This window comes from Longimicrobium sp., from assembly GCF_036280135.1.
GTDB lineage: Bacteria > Gemmatimonadota > Gemmatimonadetes > Longimicrobiales > Longimicrobiaceae > Longimicrobium.
In genome coordinates, this window is sequence record NZ_DASURI010000258.1 from 1 (window position 1) to 16,189 (window position 16,189).

The 16,189-nt window shown below is 70.9% G+C and carries 13 protein-coding genes and 1 pseudogene; 8 read left to right on the plus strand and 6 right to left on the minus strand.

Features of this window, described 5'->3' with window-relative positions:
- On the plus strand, positions 1-569 hold a 569-nt coding region (locus VFZ20_RS07925), incomplete at its 5' end, for a GNAT family N-acetyltransferase (protein ID WP_329683313.1).
- A 472-nt stretch (positions 570-1,041) separates the two neighbouring features.
- Here the strand turns inward: VFZ20_RS07925 and VFZ20_RS07930 are convergent.
- The 4 genes from VFZ20_RS07930 to arfB form a co-directional block, all read right to left on the minus strand.
- The gene (locus VFZ20_RS07930) at positions 1,042-2,625 is read right to left on the minus strand and encodes a Ppx/GppA phosphatase family protein (protein ID WP_329683314.1); all 1,584 of its coding nucleotides are present in this window, start codon (positions 2,623-2,625) and stop codon (positions 1,042-1,044) included.
- 558 nt (positions 2,626-3,183) lie between these two features.
- Positions 3,184-3,897, minus strand: coding sequence for a dethiobiotin synthase (gene bioD, locus VFZ20_RS07935; RefSeq protein ID WP_329683315.1), 714 nt, complete (start codon positions 3,895-3,897; stop codon positions 3,184-3,186).
- Positions 3,894-5,159: an adenosylmethionine--8-amino-7-oxononanoate transaminase gene (locus VFZ20_RS07940; protein ID WP_329683316.1), complete on the minus strand. Its 1,266-nt coding sequence runs from the start codon at positions 5,157-5,159 to the stop codon at positions 3,894-3,896. The genes bioD and VFZ20_RS07940 overlap by 4 nt, the downstream gene beginning before the upstream one ends.
- A 657-nt stretch (positions 5,160-5,816) precedes the next feature.
- Positions 5,817-6,257: an alternative ribosome rescue aminoacyl-tRNA hydrolase ArfB gene (arfB, locus tag VFZ20_RS07945; RefSeq protein ID WP_329683317.1), complete on the minus strand. Its 441-nt coding sequence runs from the start codon at positions 6,255-6,257 to the stop codon at positions 5,817-5,819.
- 157 nt (positions 6,258-6,414) lie between these two features.
- Between arfB and mpl the strand changes: the two genes are divergently transcribed.
- The 7 genes from mpl (at position 6,415) to VFZ20_RS07980 (ending at position 13,606) form a co-directional block, all read left to right on the plus strand.
- Positions 6,415-7,881, plus strand: a complete 1,467-nt coding sequence (mpl, locus tag VFZ20_RS07950) for a UDP-N-acetylmuramate:L-alanyl-gamma-D-glutamyl-meso-diaminopimelate ligase (protein ID WP_329683318.1) — start codon at positions 6,415-6,417, stop codon at positions 7,879-7,881.
- 492 nt (positions 7,882-8,373) lie between these two features.
- Positions 8,374-8,583: a hypothetical protein gene (locus VFZ20_RS07955; protein ID WP_329683319.1), complete on the plus strand. Its 210-nt coding sequence runs from the start codon at positions 8,374-8,376 to the stop codon at positions 8,581-8,583.
- A gap of 12 nt (positions 8,584-8,595) precedes the next feature.
- The gene (locus VFZ20_RS07960; protein WP_329683320.1) at positions 8,596-11,895 is read left to right on the plus strand and encodes a GAF domain-containing protein; all 3,300 of its coding nucleotides are present in this window, start codon (positions 8,596-8,598) and stop codon (positions 11,893-11,895) included.
- Positions 11,896-12,029: 134 nt separating this feature from the next.
- Positions 12,030-12,566, plus strand: a complete 537-nt coding sequence (locus tag VFZ20_RS07965; protein ID WP_329683321.1) for a hypothetical protein — start codon at positions 12,030-12,032, stop codon at positions 12,564-12,566.
- Positions 12,566-12,778, plus strand: coding sequence for a hypothetical protein (locus VFZ20_RS07970; RefSeq protein WP_329683322.1), 213 nt, complete (start codon positions 12,566-12,568; stop codon positions 12,776-12,778). Before VFZ20_RS07965 ends, VFZ20_RS07970 begins: the two co-directional genes overlap by 1 nt.
- 53 nt (positions 12,779-12,831) lie before the next feature.
- Positions 12,832-12,972, plus strand: a complete 141-nt coding sequence (locus VFZ20_RS07975) for a hypothetical protein (RefSeq protein ID WP_329683323.1) — start codon at positions 12,832-12,834, stop codon at positions 12,970-12,972.
- Positions 12,973-13,144: 172 nt separating this feature from the next.
- Positions 13,145-13,606, plus strand: coding sequence for a hypothetical protein (locus tag VFZ20_RS07980; RefSeq protein ID WP_329683324.1), 462 nt, complete (start codon positions 13,145-13,147; stop codon positions 13,604-13,606).
- Between the two features lie 98 nt (positions 13,607-13,704).
- Here VFZ20_RS07980 and VFZ20_RS07985 read toward each other — a convergent pair whose 3' ends face one another.
- Complete coding sequence (locus VFZ20_RS07985) at positions 13,705-15,759, minus strand: M13 family metallopeptidase (protein WP_329683325.1); 2,055 nt, start codon at positions 15,757-15,759, stop codon at positions 13,705-13,707.
- A gap of 261 nt (positions 15,760-16,020) precedes the next feature.
- Positions 16,021-16,189, minus strand: a pseudogene (locus tag VFZ20_RS32730) (RidA family protein); the annotation flags it as partial.

Here is a 16,189-nt window from a genome sequence, read left to right on the forward strand (position 1 = left end):
GAGGTGTGGACGCGCGCGGAGCTGGAATACCGGTGACGCTGCGGATGCTGGAGGCGGGGGACGCGGCCGCGTTCCAGGCGCTGCGGCTGCGCGGCCTGCGCGAGTCGCCGTCCGCGTTCGGCTCCACGTACGAGGAGGAGGCGGACCGGCCCCTGGACGACGTGGCCGCGCACCTGGCGCTGCGCGCGGAGGGCGACGACGTCGTCTTTGGCGCGTTCGACGGCGACGTGCTTGTGGGCGTGGCGGGGATGCGGCGGCCGCGCAACCGCAAGGGACGGCACCGGGGCGGCGTGTGGGGGATGTACGTGGCGCCGGAAGCGCGCGGCCGGGGCGTGGGCGGCGCGCTGCTGCGGGCCATCGTGGACCACGCGCGGACGGTGGAGGGCCTGGACCGGCTGGAGCTGGGCGTGGAGACGACCAACGCGGCGGCACGCGCGCTGTACCTCGCGTTCGGCTTCGTCCCGTACGGCGTGCAGCCGGATGCCTACCGCGACGACGGCGTGTCCTGGGATTCGGAGTTGATGTCGATGCGGATCGGGGACGCGGCGGACCCCGGCCGCGGCGGATAAGGTCGTTGCGGATCTGATACCGAATCCGCAAAAACAATGGCCATCGAATTGATTTCCTGAGGGAGCGCCCGCGAAGACGCGGCCTGCTCACCAGTCTGTGGGCGCGACCGAAGGATCTCCTTTGCGGGGGCAGGGTCTTCGCCTCTGGACGGGGTCCCTGCTCGGGCGGGAAGATCCTTCGGGGCCGCACGCATCCAGTGCCTTCGAGTTCGGGAGGGCCCCTCAAGAAAACAACTCTTTTCCGGATCCGGTATGATAGGATCCGGAAAAGGCCGTCCCCCAGCCGGAGCGAATGAATTCGCCGCTGGAAAACCGCGAAGTCCGCCTGCGCGGACTGCCCCGGAAAAGGCCGCCCCGGTGCACCGGGGCGGCCTTTTGCGTGGTTGAAGCCCTGTTTGCAGAGCGCGTCGGCGCAAGACAGGGCTTATGGCTTTCCCAGCGGCGGGTTTACCCGCTCCGGCCAGGGCCCCGCCTACTCCCCCTTCCCATCCCCCGCGATCTCCACCTCCAGCCCGAAGGTGTCGGTGAACAGGCCGCCTTTTCGGCGCAGGGCCCACTTTTCCAGCAGAAGGTCGCCGTCGGCATCCACCTCCAGCGTCAGCCTGCCCTTGCCGGCGCTCGCCCTGACGGTGCGCACGTTCTGCAGGTGCTCGCGGTCCAGCGCGTCGGCCAGGCGCAGCAGGGAGGCGAGCTTGACCACGCGCTCGCGGTCTTCCGACGCCAGGCGCGTGAACGTCTCGTGGTGCACGGCGGGCACGCCCTTGCGGTGGTAGCGCGCCACGTTGGCGATGATGTCGATCTCCCGCTGCGTGAACTCGGGCACCTCGCTCTGCGAGATGATGTACAGCGAGTGCTTGTGGTGCTTCTTGTGGCCGATGAAGATGCCGATGTCGTGCAGGATGGATGCGGCCAGCAGCATCCGCCGATCGGCCGCATCCAGCTTGTGCACCTTTTGCAGCTGGTCGAAGAGCGACCCGGCCATGCGCGCCACGTGTTCCGCGTGGTCCTGCTCGAACTGGTAGCGCTGCCCCAGGGCGATGGCGCCGGCCAGGGCCTGCTTTTCCTTGCGGACCTCGTGCGCCTCGTGGGTCGTGAGGTCGTCCACCAGGTCCACCAGCACGCCGTCCTTGAGGCCCACGGCGGGCACCAGGATCTCGTCCACCCCCACGAGCGACGCCACCCGCTCGTACACCATGGCGGCGGGGAGGATGACGTCCGCGCGGTCCTCGCGCAGCCCCAGCTGCTCCACGCGCTGGCGGTACGACAGGCTGGAGAGCTTGGCGATGGCGTTGCGCAGCTCCTTGAGCGGGATGCGGGCCACGCGCCCGCGCCCCGGCTCCGCGCCGATGAGCCGGGCCAGCGCCTCGATGTTGCCGCCCGTGGCCGCCAGCCCGGCGGGGTTCCACTGCTTGGCGATGACGGGAATGCGCAGCGTGGCCGCGTACTCCTCCAGCAGCCGCTGGAACCGGCCGGGGTCCTCGCTGCTGCCGGCCAGCTCCTCCAGCAACCGCACGGAGCCCATGGTGTGCGACTCGCTCCACAGGATGTCGGTCGCGTCCACGAGCGACACCTCCACGCTGCCGCCGCCCAGGTCCACGAGGAGCCACTTTCGCTTGCCGAACGGCACAGCCGCGCGCACGGCCTCGTAGACCAGCCGCGCCTCTTCGGTCCCGGTGATGACCTCCAGGTCGATGCCCGTCTCGCGCCGCACGCGGCCTACGAATTCCTCGCCGTTGCGGCTTTCGCGGGTGGCGCTGGTAGCCACGGCGCGGTAGTGCTCGATGCCAAGCTCGTGCATCTGCAGCCGAAAGCCGGCGATGGCCTCCACGGCGGCTTCCATGGTCTCGCGGGCCAGCTTGCCGGAGAGGAACACCTCGTGGCCCAGGCGCACGGGCGCGCGGGTCTCGGCCAGCACGCGGTAGTCCGTGGGCGAGGTGAACTCGGCGGCCAGGAAGCGGATGGCGTTGGATCCCACGTCGATGCCGCCCGCGCGCACGGGAAACTGCGGCGGGGTGTCGGCGTCCTTGCTCTTGGCGCGGTTGAGAAGCGGGCTCATGGAGTCCTGGTGACGGGTCCGGGCGTGCGCAGCGCCCGGCGCAAGCGCCGGACCACGGGGGACGGCAGGTGCGGGAGTGCGAAAGTGCGGAAGTGCGGAAGTGCGAACGGCGGTTCGCGCCGGGAGGGGGCATCGAGCGCGGAGGCGCAGGTCGCGGCGCCCCCACCGGGCTCGTAAAACTCGCCCACCTCCCCCAAAACCCCTGGGGGAGGTTGAACTGCAGCGGCTCGAGGGTGGCGCTTGGAGCCGCCTCCCAGCCCCGGCGACTGAAGTCGCGGCTCCGAAAACGTGATGTCGGCCTTCGCCGACGGCTCCTGCCGCGCGCCGTCATGGGTGCACGGAGGCGGGCATCGCGCTGTCCCGCGGGCACGCCTCCCCACCGGGTGGCGGCCCGTGTTGACGGTTGAAGCCCTGTTCGCAGAGCGCGTCGGCGTGAGACAGGGCTTTCCGCTGTCCCAGCGGCGGGTTCACCCGCTCAGGCTGGAAGCCGGCGACCATGCTCGCTCCCGTCGTTCGCCCGCTATTCCCTATTCCCTATTCCCTATTCCCTGCCGTCCCTCAAACCACCGGCATCGGCGCCACGCGATCCGCCAGCAGCACGCCGAAGCCCGCCTCCTCCGCCACGTCGGCCGCGTAGTCCAGCGTGCGGTCGCGGCGAATCCAGGGGAAGGGCAGCACCGGCACGGGATTCAGCAGCTCCGCCAGCGCCTCCAGGTTAGTGCTCTCCGCGATGCCGCGCGCGTCGGGACCCACCGTGTTCAGCACCACGCCCCGCACGCGCAGGCCGGCATCGTGCGCGGCGCGAACCGTGAGCAGCGTGTGGTTCAGGGCGCCCAGGCGGTTGCCGGCCACGATCACCAGGTCCAGCCCCCATCCCACGAACAGCCCATCGTACGCCAGGTCGCGCGTGATGGGCACCAGCAGCCCGCCCGCGCCCTCCACCAGGATGGCATCGCGCCCCTCCGACAGCTGCCGATAGGTCGCATCCAGCATGCCCAGGTCCACCGTGCCGCCGGAGCGGTTGAGCGCCACCCACGGTGCCAGCGGCTCCGCCAGCAGCAGCGGACGAACGCGCTCGATGGGGTCCACCGCGCCGGCGGCCTCGCGAATGCGCATGGCGTCGCTGGCCGGGTCCTCGGCCTTTACGCCCGTCTCCACGGGTTTCATGGCCGCCACGGACAGCCCCCGCCGCCGCAGCAGCGTAAGCAGCACCGTGGAGATGAACGTCTTGCCGACGGCGGTATCCGTCCCCGTGATCCCAAGCCGGATCATCGTGTCTCCAAAAATCGTTCGATGACGCCGTACACGCCGCCGATCTCGTCCGGCGTAACGCAGTACGGGGGAATCAGGTAGACCACGTTGCCCAGCGGCCGCAGCAGCACGCCCTCGCCGCGCGCGAACGCCGCCAGCTCGCGGCCCACGGGGGCAAGATAGCCCTCCCCGGCCTCCAGGTCGAACGCGGCGATGGTCCCCAGCAGCCGCGGCCGCGTAACCATGGGATGCGACGCCACGCGCGCCAGCCCGTCCTCGTGCGCGGCCTCGATCGCCACCCGCGCCTTCGCGCATGCGGGATCCAGCAGCAGCCGCAGCGACGTGCGCGCGGCCGCGCACGCCAGCGGGTTGCCCGTGAAGGAGTGGCCGTGAAAAAAGGTGAGCGCGCGGTCCGGGCTGCGGAACGTCTCGAACAGCTCCGCCGTCGCCGCGGTGACGCCAAGGGGGAGGAATCCGCCCGTGACGCCCTTGCTCATGCACACCAGGTCCGGCGCCACGCCCGCCCGGTCACAGGCGAACATCGGCCCCGTGCGCCCAAAGCCCGTCGCCACCTCGTCGGCGATGAGGGGGATGCCGGCCGCGCGCGTGCGTTCGCGGATGCCGCGCAGCACGTCCTCGCCGTACATCCGCATCCCGCCCGCCGCCAGCAGAAGCGGCTCGACGATGACGGCTGCCAGCTCACCGCCGCGCGTCTCGATCAACCGGTCCAGCGCGTCCAGTGGATCGCCCTCGATGGGGTCCGGCAGGCGCGCGACCTGGAACAGGTGGTCGCCGAACGCCTCCGTGAAGACGCTGGGCGCGCTGGCGCTCATGGCGCCGAAGGTGTCGCCGTGGTACGCGTTGTCCAGCGCGGCAATGAGGGTTCGGCGCTCTCCTCGGTTGCGCCACGACTGGATCGCGATCTTGATGGCGACCTCAACCGCCGTGGAGCCGTCATCGGAAAAGAAGATGCGCTCCAGCCCGTCGGGGAGCACCTCGACCAGCTCCGCCGCCAGGCGCGCCGCGGGCTCATGCGTGAAGCCGGCGAAGATCACCTGCTCCAGCGAGCGCGCCTGCTGCGCGATGGCGTCGGCGATCTCGGGGTGCGCGTGGCCGTGGAGGTTCACCCACCACGACGAGATGGCGTCCAGCAGACGATTGCCGTCCGCGTCCACCAGGTACGCGCCCTCGCCCCGGACGATGGGCGTGGCACGCGGTGCGATTCCGTGCTGCGTGTATGGATGCCAGACGAACCGTTCGTCCAGCGCCTGCCAGGTTGACATCGAAGACAAGTGCGAAAGTGCGAAAGTGCGTGAGTGCGTGAGTGCGTGAGTGCGAAAGTGGGCCCGTGCGCGGGCGGGCCGATGCGCGCGAAGGCCGAGTTCCAGCCCCGGCGATTGAAATCGCGGCTCCGAAAACGTGATGTCGGCCTTCGCCGACCGTTCATCCGAGGGCCGTCGGGGTGCACCGGAGGCGCGGTTCGCGTGGCCGGAACGCCGCGCCCACGCACGAATTCCGCCTCCGGAGCCGTTGAAGCCCTGTCGCAGAGCGCGTCGGCGCGAGACAGGGCTTTCCGCTGTCCCAGCGGCGGGTTTACCCGCTCAGGCTGGGGCGCGCCGCACCCCTGGATCCACAGACGGCTCCTGCCGCGCGCCGTCGTGCGTGCACCACGGCGGTCTCCGCGCCGTCCAGAGCGAATGAATTCGCCGCTGGAAATTCGCGAAGTCCGCCTGCGCGGACTGCACCGCCGCCACCCTGCCAGGGACGCCGCCACATCGCCGGGCGGCGGCCCACGTTGGCGGTTGAAGCCCTGTTCGCAGAGCGCGTCGGCGCGAGACAGGGCTTTCCGCTGTCGTAGCGGCGGCTTTAGCCGCTCAGGCTGGGTGCGTGCCGCTCAGGCTGGGGCGCGGCGTGGGTCGGTGCCCGTCCCCGTCCGCCCCCTACTCGTCCCCCCGAATCCCGCCGCGCATGCGCTTGGTCTCGGAGCGCTGCTTCTTTTGCTGCAGGCGCGCCTCCTTGGACGCGCGCGAAGGCTTGGTCTTCTTGCGCGCCTTGGGGACGACCAGCGACTGCGCGAGGAGCGTGGCGAAGCGCGCCGTCACGCTCTCCTTGTTCTGGTGCTGGCTGCGCTGCTCGCTGCTGGCCAGCAGCAGCACCCCCTCGCTGTTGATGCGGTTGGCCAGCTTGCTCCGGATGAGCGCGCGCTGCTCGTCCGTCACGCTGGGCGAGCCGTCCACGTCCCACGCCAGCTCCACGCGGCTGGACGACGTGTTGACGTGCTGCCCGCCCGGCCCGCCGGAGCGCGTGGCGCGGTAGGTGAGTTCCGCGCGGGGAATCCAGAGCGAGTCGTTGATCTGCAGGACCGTGGTTTCGTCAGACATCCGTCCGTCGGCGTCGGTGAAATCGGGATTCAGGCGCGCACGGGCGTTGCCGCGCGGGGCGCATTGCATCAATCTACCCTGCGCGACGCGTGCCCGCCGCCTGCGGCACGCCTCTGGCAATCCCCCGCGCCTACTTTTCACCGCGCAAGGAGAGTGCATGCCGCAGCCAACGTCCGGGACCCGCCATCACCCCGTCCAGTCCGCCAATCCCAGGCACTACCACCTGATCGGCGTGGGCGGGACGGCCATGGCGTCGCTCGCGGGGCTGCTGCGCGCCGCCGGCCACCGCGTCACGGGCTCGGACGAGAACGTGTACGAGCCCATGGCCTCGCAGCTCCGCGAGATGGGCATCGAGTACGCCGAGGGATACGCGCCCGCCAACCTGGACGTGAACCCCGACATCGTCGTCGTGGGCAACGCCATCTCCCGCGGCAACCCCGAGCTGGAGGCCGTGCTGGAGCGGCGGATGTTCTACACCGCCGCCGCCGTCGTCATCAAGGACGAGTTCCTGCGGGGCCGCCACGTCCTGGCCGTGGCCGGCACGCACGGCAAGACGACGACGACCTCGCTGCTCGCCTGGATCCTGGAGAGCGCGGGGCTCAACCCGTCGTTCCTCATCGGCGGCATCGCCGAGAACTTTGGCCGCAGCAACCGCCTGACGGACTCGGACTACTTCGTCATCGAGAGCGACGAGTACGACACGGCGTACTTCGACAAGGGGCCCAAGATGTGGCACTACCTGCCCGTCACGGCCATCGTCAACAACATCGAGTTCGACCACGCCGACATCTACCGCGACGAGGAGGCGTACCGCTTTGCCTTCGCGCGCTTCATCAACCTCGTGCCCCGCAACGGGACGCTGATCGCCGGATGGGACTCGCCCATCACCCGTGAACTGGCGCCCAGGTCGTTCGCCCCCATCGAGTCGTTCGCGTACGGCGACGAGTCCGCGACCGAAGGCGAGCACCCGCGCTGGTCCGCGCGCGACGTGTCGTTCGGCGAGCAGGGCACGCGCTTTACGGCCCTGCACGACGGCCAGGTGTGGGGCGAGGTGCAGACGCCGCTGACGGGCGCGTTCAACGTGCGCAACTGCCTGGCCGTGATCGCGGCGGCGGAGGCCGTTGGCGCGGATCGGGCGGGGGTGCTGGAGGGGCTGCGGACGTTCGCCAGCGTCAAGCGGCGCATGGAGGTGCGCGGCGAGGTGCGCGGCGTGACGGTGATCGATGATTTCGCGCACCACCCCACGGCCGTGCGCGAGACCATCGAGGCCGTGCGCCAGCGCTACCCGGGGCGGCCCATCGTGGCCGTGTTCGAGCCGCGCAGCTACACGGCGCAGCGCAAGGAATTCCAGGTGGACTACCAGCGCGCGTTCGCGGCGGCGGACCGCGTGGTGCTGGCCGGCCTGTTTCACCCCGAGCGCTACACGGCGCAGACGGCGCTCAACCCGCACGAGCTGGTGGACGCGTGGCGCGGCGAGGGCAAGACGGCCGACTTCATCCCCGCTCCCGACGACATCGTCGCGCGGCTCACGCCGGAGCTCAGCGGCGGCGAGGTGGTGCTGGTGATGAGCAACGGCGGGTTCGGCGGCATCCACGGCAAGCTGCTGGACGCGTTGGCGGGGTAGGCGCTGGATCGCGTGCCTCCGCCGACGAGGCTGATGCTCGTCGCGGACGGATCCGATCCGGTCCGACGTAATCTGGTGATGACGGCCGCCCCCCAGCCGGAGCGAATGAATTCGCCGCTGGAAAGGCACGAAGTCCGCCTGCGCGGACTGCCCCGGCAAAGGTCGGCCGACGTGCCCAAGGCGGCGTCCGCGCAGTGGAAGCCTCGCGCAGTTTGCGAGGCTTTCCGCTGTCGTTGCGGCGGCTTCAGCCGCTCCGGCCGGGAGGTGACCCGGGGATCGACCCCTTCTTCCTCTCTCCTTCCGTTCCCATGCAAGACCGCGATCCGCAGAAGCCCCGCTGGACCCACTTCGCCCTGATCGGGTTCGTCGCCGGGATCATCACCGTGCTGCTGGTACTGCTGGGCGGATAGGCATCCGCCTGTCATGGCATGCGATTGGCTCAGTCCCACCGGCTCGCCCTACGGTGCAACGAACCAGACGCAGGATCCGGTCATGACTCGAATCTCCCCCTCCGCGGAACGCGCGGGGCTGCACCCGCGCTTCAAGCTGATCCTGGCGCTGACGGCCGTCGCCGCGCTGCTCGTCGTCCTGCAGCAGACGGCCCTGGCGCCGCTGCCGCATTCCAGCGACAGCTTCCTGGGCGGGATCGCGGCGGGACTGGCCGTGTCCACCGTCATCGCGTGGTTCGCCCTGCGCGACTGACGGGCGGAACGCGTGCAGGCTGACCAGGCTCCGTTCCCCACCCGCCACCGCTGGGTGGCGGCCGTGCTGCTGGGCGCCGCCGGGCTGCTGCTGAACCTGCAGCCCGTGCCGCTTTCGCCGGGCACCGACCTGGTGTTCGGCGGCGCGGCGTACCTGCTGGCCGCCGCGGCGCTGGGCCCCTGGCAGGGCGCGCTGGCGGCCGGCATCGCCTCCGCGCCCACCCTCTTTCTCTGGGGCCACCCGTACGCCTGGATCATCTCGACGCTCGAGGCGCTGGCGGTGGGGCACCTGGTGCGCCGCCGCGACCGCCGTCCGCTCGTGGCGGACCTGGCGTACTGGGCCGCGCTGGGGCTTCCCATCCTCTTCCTGACCTACTGGGTGTTCCTGGGCGTGCGGGGCCACACGGCCGCCGTCCTCTTTCTCAAGCAGCCGTTCAACGGGCTCATCTGCGCCCTGGCCGTGGAGACGCTGCTGCTGGTGCCCAGCGTCCGCCGCCTGCTCGGCGTTCCCGGCCGCCCGCCCGTGCGTGCCGCGCTGGCCGTCGTCGTGGCGCTGGCGGCCACGGTGCCCGCGCTGGGCTTCGGCGTGTGGACGGGGCGGCGCGAGTGGGACCGCAGCGTCCAGGGCACCCGCGAGCGGCTGCACCTGTTCGCCCAGGCGCACGCGGCGCGGCTGGAGCAGTACGTTCGCCTGCACGAGCAGGAGATCCGCGCCGTGGCCGTGGGCGCCGAGCGCTCCGGCGACCTGGACCCCGCGTCGCTGCAGCGGCAAGTGGCCTCGGCGCACCAGCAGTTTCCCGGCTTCGCCAACGTGTACGCCGCCAACGCGCGGGGGCGGACGGTGGCGTTCCACCCGGAGCGCGGCGCGTCGGGGCAGTCGCTCATCGGCCTGGACTTCAGCGGGCGCGACTACGTCCGGCGGTTGCGCGACACGCGGCAGACGGTCATCAGCGACGTGTTCCAGGGCTCGGTGGATGAAAAGCCGCTCATCGTCGTGGCGCACCCCATCCTCCGCGCCGACACCATGGCGGGGTACGTCCTGGGCGCGCTGGACCTGGATGCCTTTCCCGCCCCGCAGCCCGCCCCCGGCGCCGACGCGCGGATGCGCGTGGCCGACGCGGGCGGCCGCCTGCTGTACGACAGCGGCCTGCGCTACCGCCCCGGCGAGGCGCCCCGCTCCGTGGCGGATTCCGCCGCGTTCCTGGCCGTCACGGCCGCGGGGGACGCCGCCACGGTGATCTACCAGCCGGGCGGCGCGCGCACGGCGTCGGGCCAGGAGGCCGCGCGGGTGATGGCCGGGCGGGCGCGCATCCCCTCCCTGGGGTGGTGGGTGTGGGTGGAGCAGCCCGTCTCGGCCGTGCAGGCGTTCGTGGCGGAGTCGTACGTGCGGCTGCTGTCGCTGCTCATCGCCGTCACGCTCGTGGCCCTGGCCGTGAGCGACGTGCTCAGCGCCGTGCTCGCGCGCCCCCTGCTGCGCATGCGGGCCACGGCCACCGCGCTGGCGGCGGGGCAGCGCGGCGCGCGCGTGGGGCCCCTGACGCGCGCCGTCCCCGCCGAGGTGGCGCAGCTGGCCCGCGACTTCGACAACATGGCCGAGGCGCTGGCCGGGCGCACGGAAGAGCTGGAGGAGCTGGGCGAGATCGCGCGGACGCTGGCCGGCACCCTGGAGACGGACGAGGTGCTGCGCCGCGTGACGGACGCCGCCGCCCGCTTGGTGGAGGCCGACGGCTGCGCCATCGCCCTGGTGGCGCCTGGCGGGCGGCTGCTGCACCTGTCCGAGCACTCGCTGGGGATGATGGCGGAGGTGGCGGGGCTGGAGCTGCCCGTGGAGGCGTCGCTGCTGGGCTGGGTGGCCGGCAACGGCGAGGCGGTGCTGCTGCAGGACGTGATGTCGGACCCGCGCGTGGCCCGCGTGTCGGGCGGATTGACGGAGGCGGGCTCCGTCATCTGCGCCCCCCTGCTGGGCCGCTCCGGCGCCCTGGGAACACTGCTGGCCGCCCGGCTGCGGGGCGCGTACCCGTTCACCGAGTCGGACCTGCGGCTGCTGGAGCGCCTGTCGCGCCACGCCGCCGTGGCCGTGGAGAACGCGCACCTGGTGGAGGCGGAGCGCCGCCGCGCGCGGGAGAGCGAGTCCATCCGCCTCGTGGCGCGGACGGTGTCCACCGTGCAGGGGCTGGAGGACACGCTGGAGATCGTGGCCCGCGAGGCGTGCGGCATCGTGGGCGCCGACGCCTGCCGCGTGCTGCTGCTGCGCGAGGCCCGGGAGGGGCTGGAGGTGGTGGCCACCTCCGGCGTCACGCCCGACGCCGTGGGCACGGTGCTCCCCGTGGAGGGAGAGCTGCTGCGGTCGCCCCTGCGCCAGGGCCGCGCCGCCATCGTGGACGACGGCGAGCACGCGGCCGCCGTGCCCCTGCGCGTGGGCGACGAGACGCTGGGCGTGCTGGCCGCCACGCGGTGCGACGCGCCGTTCGGGCCCGAGGACGCGCGGCTGCTGGCGGCGTTCGCCGACCACGCGGCCGTGGCCCTGCGCAACGCGCAGCTGCTGGAGGCCGCGCAGGCAGCGGCGCGGGCCCGCGCGGAGTTCATCGCTACCATGAGCCACGAGCTGCGCACCCCACTCAACGCCGTGCTGGGGCACCTGCAGATCCTGGAGATGGAGATCCACGGCCCCCTCACGGCCGAGCAGCGCCAGTCGCTGGGCCGCATCGACGCCGCGTCGCGCCACCTGCGCGGGCTCATCGAGGAGGTGCTGAGCTTTTCGCGCCTGGAGGCCGGCCGCGCCGAGGTGCACGTGGAGACGGTGGACGTGTGCGCGCTGGGCGCCGAGGTGGCCGCCGTCATCGAGCCTCTGGCGACGGAAAAGTCGCTCGCCTTTACCCTGGAGGAATGGGAGCCGCACCCCCTCGTCCGCACGGACCCCGACAAGGTGCGGCAGGTCCTCATTAATCTGGCGGGAAACGCGGTCAAGTTCACCGACGAGGGCGAGGTACGCATCCGCGTGCGGCCCCGGGACGGCGGCGTGGCGCTGTCCGTGATCGACACGGGCCCCGGCATCGCGGCCGAGGACCAGGAGCGCGTCTTTCGCCCCTTCGAGCAGCTGCACTCCGGCTTCGCGCGGCCGCACGGGGGCACGGGGCTGGGCCTGTACCTGTCGGGCCAGTACGCGCGGATGCTGGGGGGCAGCGTGGAGATGGACAGCGCCCCCGGCCGCGGCAGCACCTTTACCCTCATCCTCCCCGCCGAGCCCCCCGCCGACGCCGGGTCGCCGGACCCCGCCTCCACCCCGGGCGGCACCCTCCACGCCGCCGACTAATTCACCGCTGGCGCATTACGGATGGTCCCTTCTGGATTGTCCAATATGTGCTATATTCAGCGTCCATTGTGTTCGGCGCTGCCGCCAGCCGCTCCCCGGAGCGGACCCACTCCGGATCTACACCATCGCCGGCCGTGTCCCGCCCCGACTACGCGCTCCTCCGCAAGTATGCGCTCCAGTTCGCCGAGCAGGATGCCGCCGCGCGCATTCCGCCCGTCCCGGTGCGCCTGACGGAGATCGATTCAACCGCACTCCGCGCATGGTCGAGCACCTGGGAGGGGCACCACTGGTCGGGCTACGGCGGCATGGACTGGATACGTATCTGGCATCGGCTTGGGCGCCAGGAGCAGCGGAACTTCCATTGTGCCCTCTGGCACGAGTCGCTTCTATGCGGCTTGCTGATCGGCACTGTCCCGCGAGGGCACAGCCACCTGACCATCCGCATCATAGAAGCGCGACCACAGGGTCATCCCTTGAAAGGACACGTGGCCCGGATCGCACTTTCGGCAGCCGAAGTCTATGCGGATGCCCTGGCACTTCCGGAGGTGCGCCTGGAAAATCCCGCTCCGGCACTGGAGCACTGGTACCGCGGCCTGGGCTTTACGCTTGCATATCGGGAAGGTGTTGTTCGATATTTGGCGATGCGACTTCCTTCGGATCGGAGTTTGTGATGAACAGCGATCTTTTCGTCATCCCGGATAACGTCAACGACGCGACGGCGGAGGCGCTCCAGCGCATGTACGCTGCACGTGAGCGGGTCCGCCAGCGCTATTTTTCGGACGAGGCCATGGCGAACGAGTATCCGGCCGATGCCCCGGAGTTCCTGGGGATCATGAAGCCCGAGCTCATGCGCGACGCACCCAGGCGCCGCGCCGTCGGCTGAGGACGACGTCCGCCAAGCGCTCAGACCTCGACGAGGAGAACGCACTCCAGCGGATGCTCGACGCGCGCGAATGGGTGCGACGCTGGACCTCTCCGGACGTCATCGCTTCCATTCGCGCCGACGCGCCCGAGGTGGTCGGCATCCAGAGTCCGGACGGGATGCGCGCCGAGTTCAGGCACCGCGCCGTCGGCTGACGCGGGGGATCGACGGACATAGATCGGGGCGGCTCCGGCAGGGGAGCCGCCCCGATCGCGTTTCCGAGAACGCACGCGGACACGGAGCAGCGTCCACTTGCCGCATTGCGTTTGCGGACGTACTCTCCTGCCTCCTCCCCGACGCATCCCCTCCCCTTCGCACAAGGAACGCATGCGCATCTCCCGCATCCACGCCGCCGCGCTCGTCGCCGGGCTGCTCGCCATCGCCGGCCGGCCGGAGGCCGCCTTCGCGCAGCAGACCGCCGCCCCGCGCGAGCTCGTCATCGGCCGCACGATCATGGGGCCCGCGGAGCAGGATTCGGCCGACGTGGCCCGGTTCGACGCCGTCAACAAGGACCTGAACGACCTGTTCGACGCGCAGCGCGCGTACTTCCAGGCGCATCGCCGCTTCGCGGCGGAGCTGACGCAGCTGCCGGCGTTTGCCCAGGGCGCTCCGTCCGGCATCAGCATGACGGCGGGGCCGGAGTGGTACGTGGCGCTGGGCGGCAACCCGCAGACGGGCGTCATGCAGCAGGTGGTGTACTTCAAGGAACCGGAGAGCACGCAGGTGGCGGCGGGAGGCACGGTGGTGCAGACGGAGCGCGTCGCGGGGACGATGACCCGGCCTCGCTGATCCACATCCGCCCATTCCTGGACAAGCGAAAGCCCCGGCCCGCGCGAACGCGGGCCGGGGCTTTGTTACCTCCATCCATCATCCGCCGAAGGGCGCCGTTACCAGATCTTCACGCGCTGCTCGGGCGCCAGGTACATGCGGTCGCCGGGGCGCACGTTGAACGCCTCGTAGAACGCGGGCAGGTTGGCCAGCACGCCGTTGGTGCGGTACATCCCCGGCGAGTGGCTGTCCGTGAGCAGCTGCTGGCGAAGCGCCTGCTCGCGGGCCATGCTGCGCCACACCTGCGCGTAGCCCAGGAAGAAGCGCTGGTCGCCCGTGAACCCGCCGATGCGGGGCGCCTGCCGGCCCTGCAGCGAGTTGTGGTACGCGCGGTACGCGATGGCCACGCCCGACACGTCGCCGATGTTCTCGCCCAGCGTGAGGCGGCCGTTGACGCGGGCGCCGGGAATGGGCTCGAACGCGCTGTACTGGTTGGCCAGCATGGTGGCGCGCTGCTCGAACGCGGTGGCGTCCTGGGCCGTCCACCAGTCGCGCAGGTTGCCCTGGCCGTCGCTCTTGCGGCCCTGGTCGTCGAAGCCGTGGCTGATCTCGTGCCCGATCACGGAGCCGATGGCCCCGTAGTTCACGGCGTCGTCGGCCGACAGGTCAAAGAACGGGGGCTGCAGGATGGCCGCGGGGAACACGATCTCGTTGTTCACCGGGTTGTAGTACGCGTTCACCGTCTGCGGGGTCATCCCCCACTCCGTGCGGTCCACGGGCTTGCCCAGCCGGCCGATCATGTCGGCGTACTCCCACGCCGTGGAGCGGCGCATGTTGCCCAGCAGGTCGTCGGCGCGGATCTCCAGCCCCGAGTAGTCCTTCCACTCGTCCGGGTAGCCGATCTTGACCGTGAAGCTGGCCAGCTTGGCCTGGGCCTCGGCCTTGGTGGCGGGGCTCATCCACTCCAGCTCGTCGATGGCCTGGCGGTACGCCACGAGCAGGTTGGCCACCAGCTGCTGCATGCGCGCCTTGCTCTCGGGCGAGAAGGTGCGGGCCACGTACAGCTCGCCCACGGCCTCGCCCAGGGCGCCTTCCACCGCGCCCACGCCCAGCTGCCAGCGGGGGCGCTCCTGCTCCTGTCCGCTCAGGATGCGGCTGCGGAACGCGAAGCGCGCATCGCGAAAGTCGCGGCCCAGGTACGCGGCGGCGCCGTCCAGCAGGCGCGACGTGAGGTACGTCTTGACGGTCTCCACGGGCGTGGCGGCCAGCAGCGCGTCCACGGCGTTGAGGTACTCCGGCTGGCGGACGATCACGCTGTCCACGCCGTTCAGGCCGGCGTTGGACAGGTAGGTGGCCCAGCGAAAGCCGGGGGTGCGCGCCTGCAGGTCGGCGATGGACGCCGGGTTGTACGTGGCGTTGCGGTCGCGGTTGCGCACGCGGTCCCACTGGATGCGCGCGATCTCCGTCTCGAACGCCATCACGCGGCGCGCGGCGCCGGCGGCGTCGGGCGTGCCGGACAGGCGCAGCAGGTTCTCCAAATACGTGACGTAGCCCTGGCGAACGGTGTTGTTGCGCTCGTTGTCCACCAGGTACAGGTCGCGGTCGGGAAGGCCCAGCCCCGACTGGCTTACGCTCACCACGTAGCGCGACGAGTTGCCCTGGTCCTGCCCCACGCCAAAGCTGAACGGCGTGCTCACGCCGATGCGGCGCATGGCGGCAAAGAGCTCCGGGTACTGCTCGCGTCCCGTGACGGCGGCGATGCGCTGCATATCGGCGCGCAGGGGCGTGATGCCCAGCTGCTCGATGCGCGCCGTGTCCATGAAGCTGCGGTACATGTCGCCCACCTTTTGCCCGTTGCTGCCGGGCGCGTTCTGCGCGGCGGAGACGGAGTCGATGATGGAGCGAAGCGCGGCCTGGGACTCGTCGCGCAGGTCCAGGAAGCTGCCGATGCTCGTGCGGTCGGCGGGGATCTGGGTGCGCTGCATCCACCCGCCGTTGACGAACGCAAAGAAGTCGTCCTGGGGACGAACGCTGCGGTCGAAGGCGGTGGTGTCGATGCCCAGCGCCATCGCCGGCGACGGCGCGGAGGCGGACTCCGACTGCCCGGACGGGGCGCAGGCGCCCAGCGCGAGCAGTCCCGCCGCGGCCAGCGAAACGCGGTTGATTGTTGCCATGCTCCTACGGGTGTTGGATGGAGAAGCTGCACATGCTACGGGAGATACGACACGCGGCCCCGCGAATCCGCTGGGCGCGTATACCGTATACCCCTAACTGCAATGTAAACAACAGGTTACATCCTGGGAAGGCTTCGCGGCGGGGAGAGGAACTGCGAACTGCATTCTCACGCAGAGCCGCGGAGGACGCAGAGTACTTCATCGCGTGACGAAGTTCCTCCGCGCCTCTGCGGCTCTGCGTGAGAATGCAGTTTCCTCTTTTCAGGCGGGGATGACGGCGGTGGCCTCGATCTCGACCTTCGCGCGCTCCTCCAGCAGGCCCGCGACGACGACCAGCGTCATCGCGGGATAGTGGCGGCCAAAGCTCTCGCGCCACGCCCGGCCAATGGCGCGCGTATCGGCCAGGTACGCGGCGCGGTCCGTCACGTAC

Excerpts from the sequence above, each read along its gene's own strand:
- VFZ20_RS07980 (WP_329683324.1), top strand. The coding sequence starts at position 13,145 with ATGCGCATCTCCCGCATCCACGCCGCCGCGCTCGTCGCCGGGCTGCTC.
- VFZ20_RS07975 (WP_329683323.1), top strand. The coding sequence starts at position 12,832 with ATGCTCGACGCGCGCGAATGGGTGCGACGCTGGACCTCTCCGGACGTC.
- mpl (WP_329683318.1), top strand. The coding sequence starts at position 6,415 with ATGCCGCAGCCAACGTCCGGGACCCGCCATCACCCCGTCCAGTCCGCC.
- VFZ20_RS07940 (WP_329683316.1), bottom strand. The coding sequence starts at position 5,159 with ATGTCAACCTGGCAGGCGCTGGACGAACGGTTCGTCTGGCATCCATAC.
- VFZ20_RS07970 (WP_329683322.1), top strand. The coding sequence starts at position 12,566 with ATGAACAGCGATCTTTTCGTCATCCCGGATAACGTCAACGACGCGACG.
- VFZ20_RS07985 (WP_329683325.1), bottom strand. The coding sequence starts at position 15,759 with ATGGCAACAATCAACCGCGTTTCGCTGGCCGCGGCGGGACTGCTCGCG.
- VFZ20_RS07955 (WP_329683319.1), top strand. The coding sequence starts at position 8,374 with ATGACTCGAATCTCCCCCTCCGCGGAACGCGCGGGGCTGCACCCGCGC.
- arfB (WP_329683317.1), bottom strand. The coding sequence starts at position 6,257 with ATGTCTGACGAAACCACGGTCCTGCAGATCAACGACTCGCTCTGGATT.
- bioD (WP_329683315.1), bottom strand. The coding sequence starts at position 3,897 with ATGATCCGGCTTGGGATCACGGGGACGGATACCGCCGTCGGCAAGACG.
- VFZ20_RS07930 (WP_329683314.1), bottom strand. The coding sequence starts at position 2,625 with ATGAGCCCGCTTCTCAACCGCGCCAAGAGCAAGGACGCCGACACCCCG.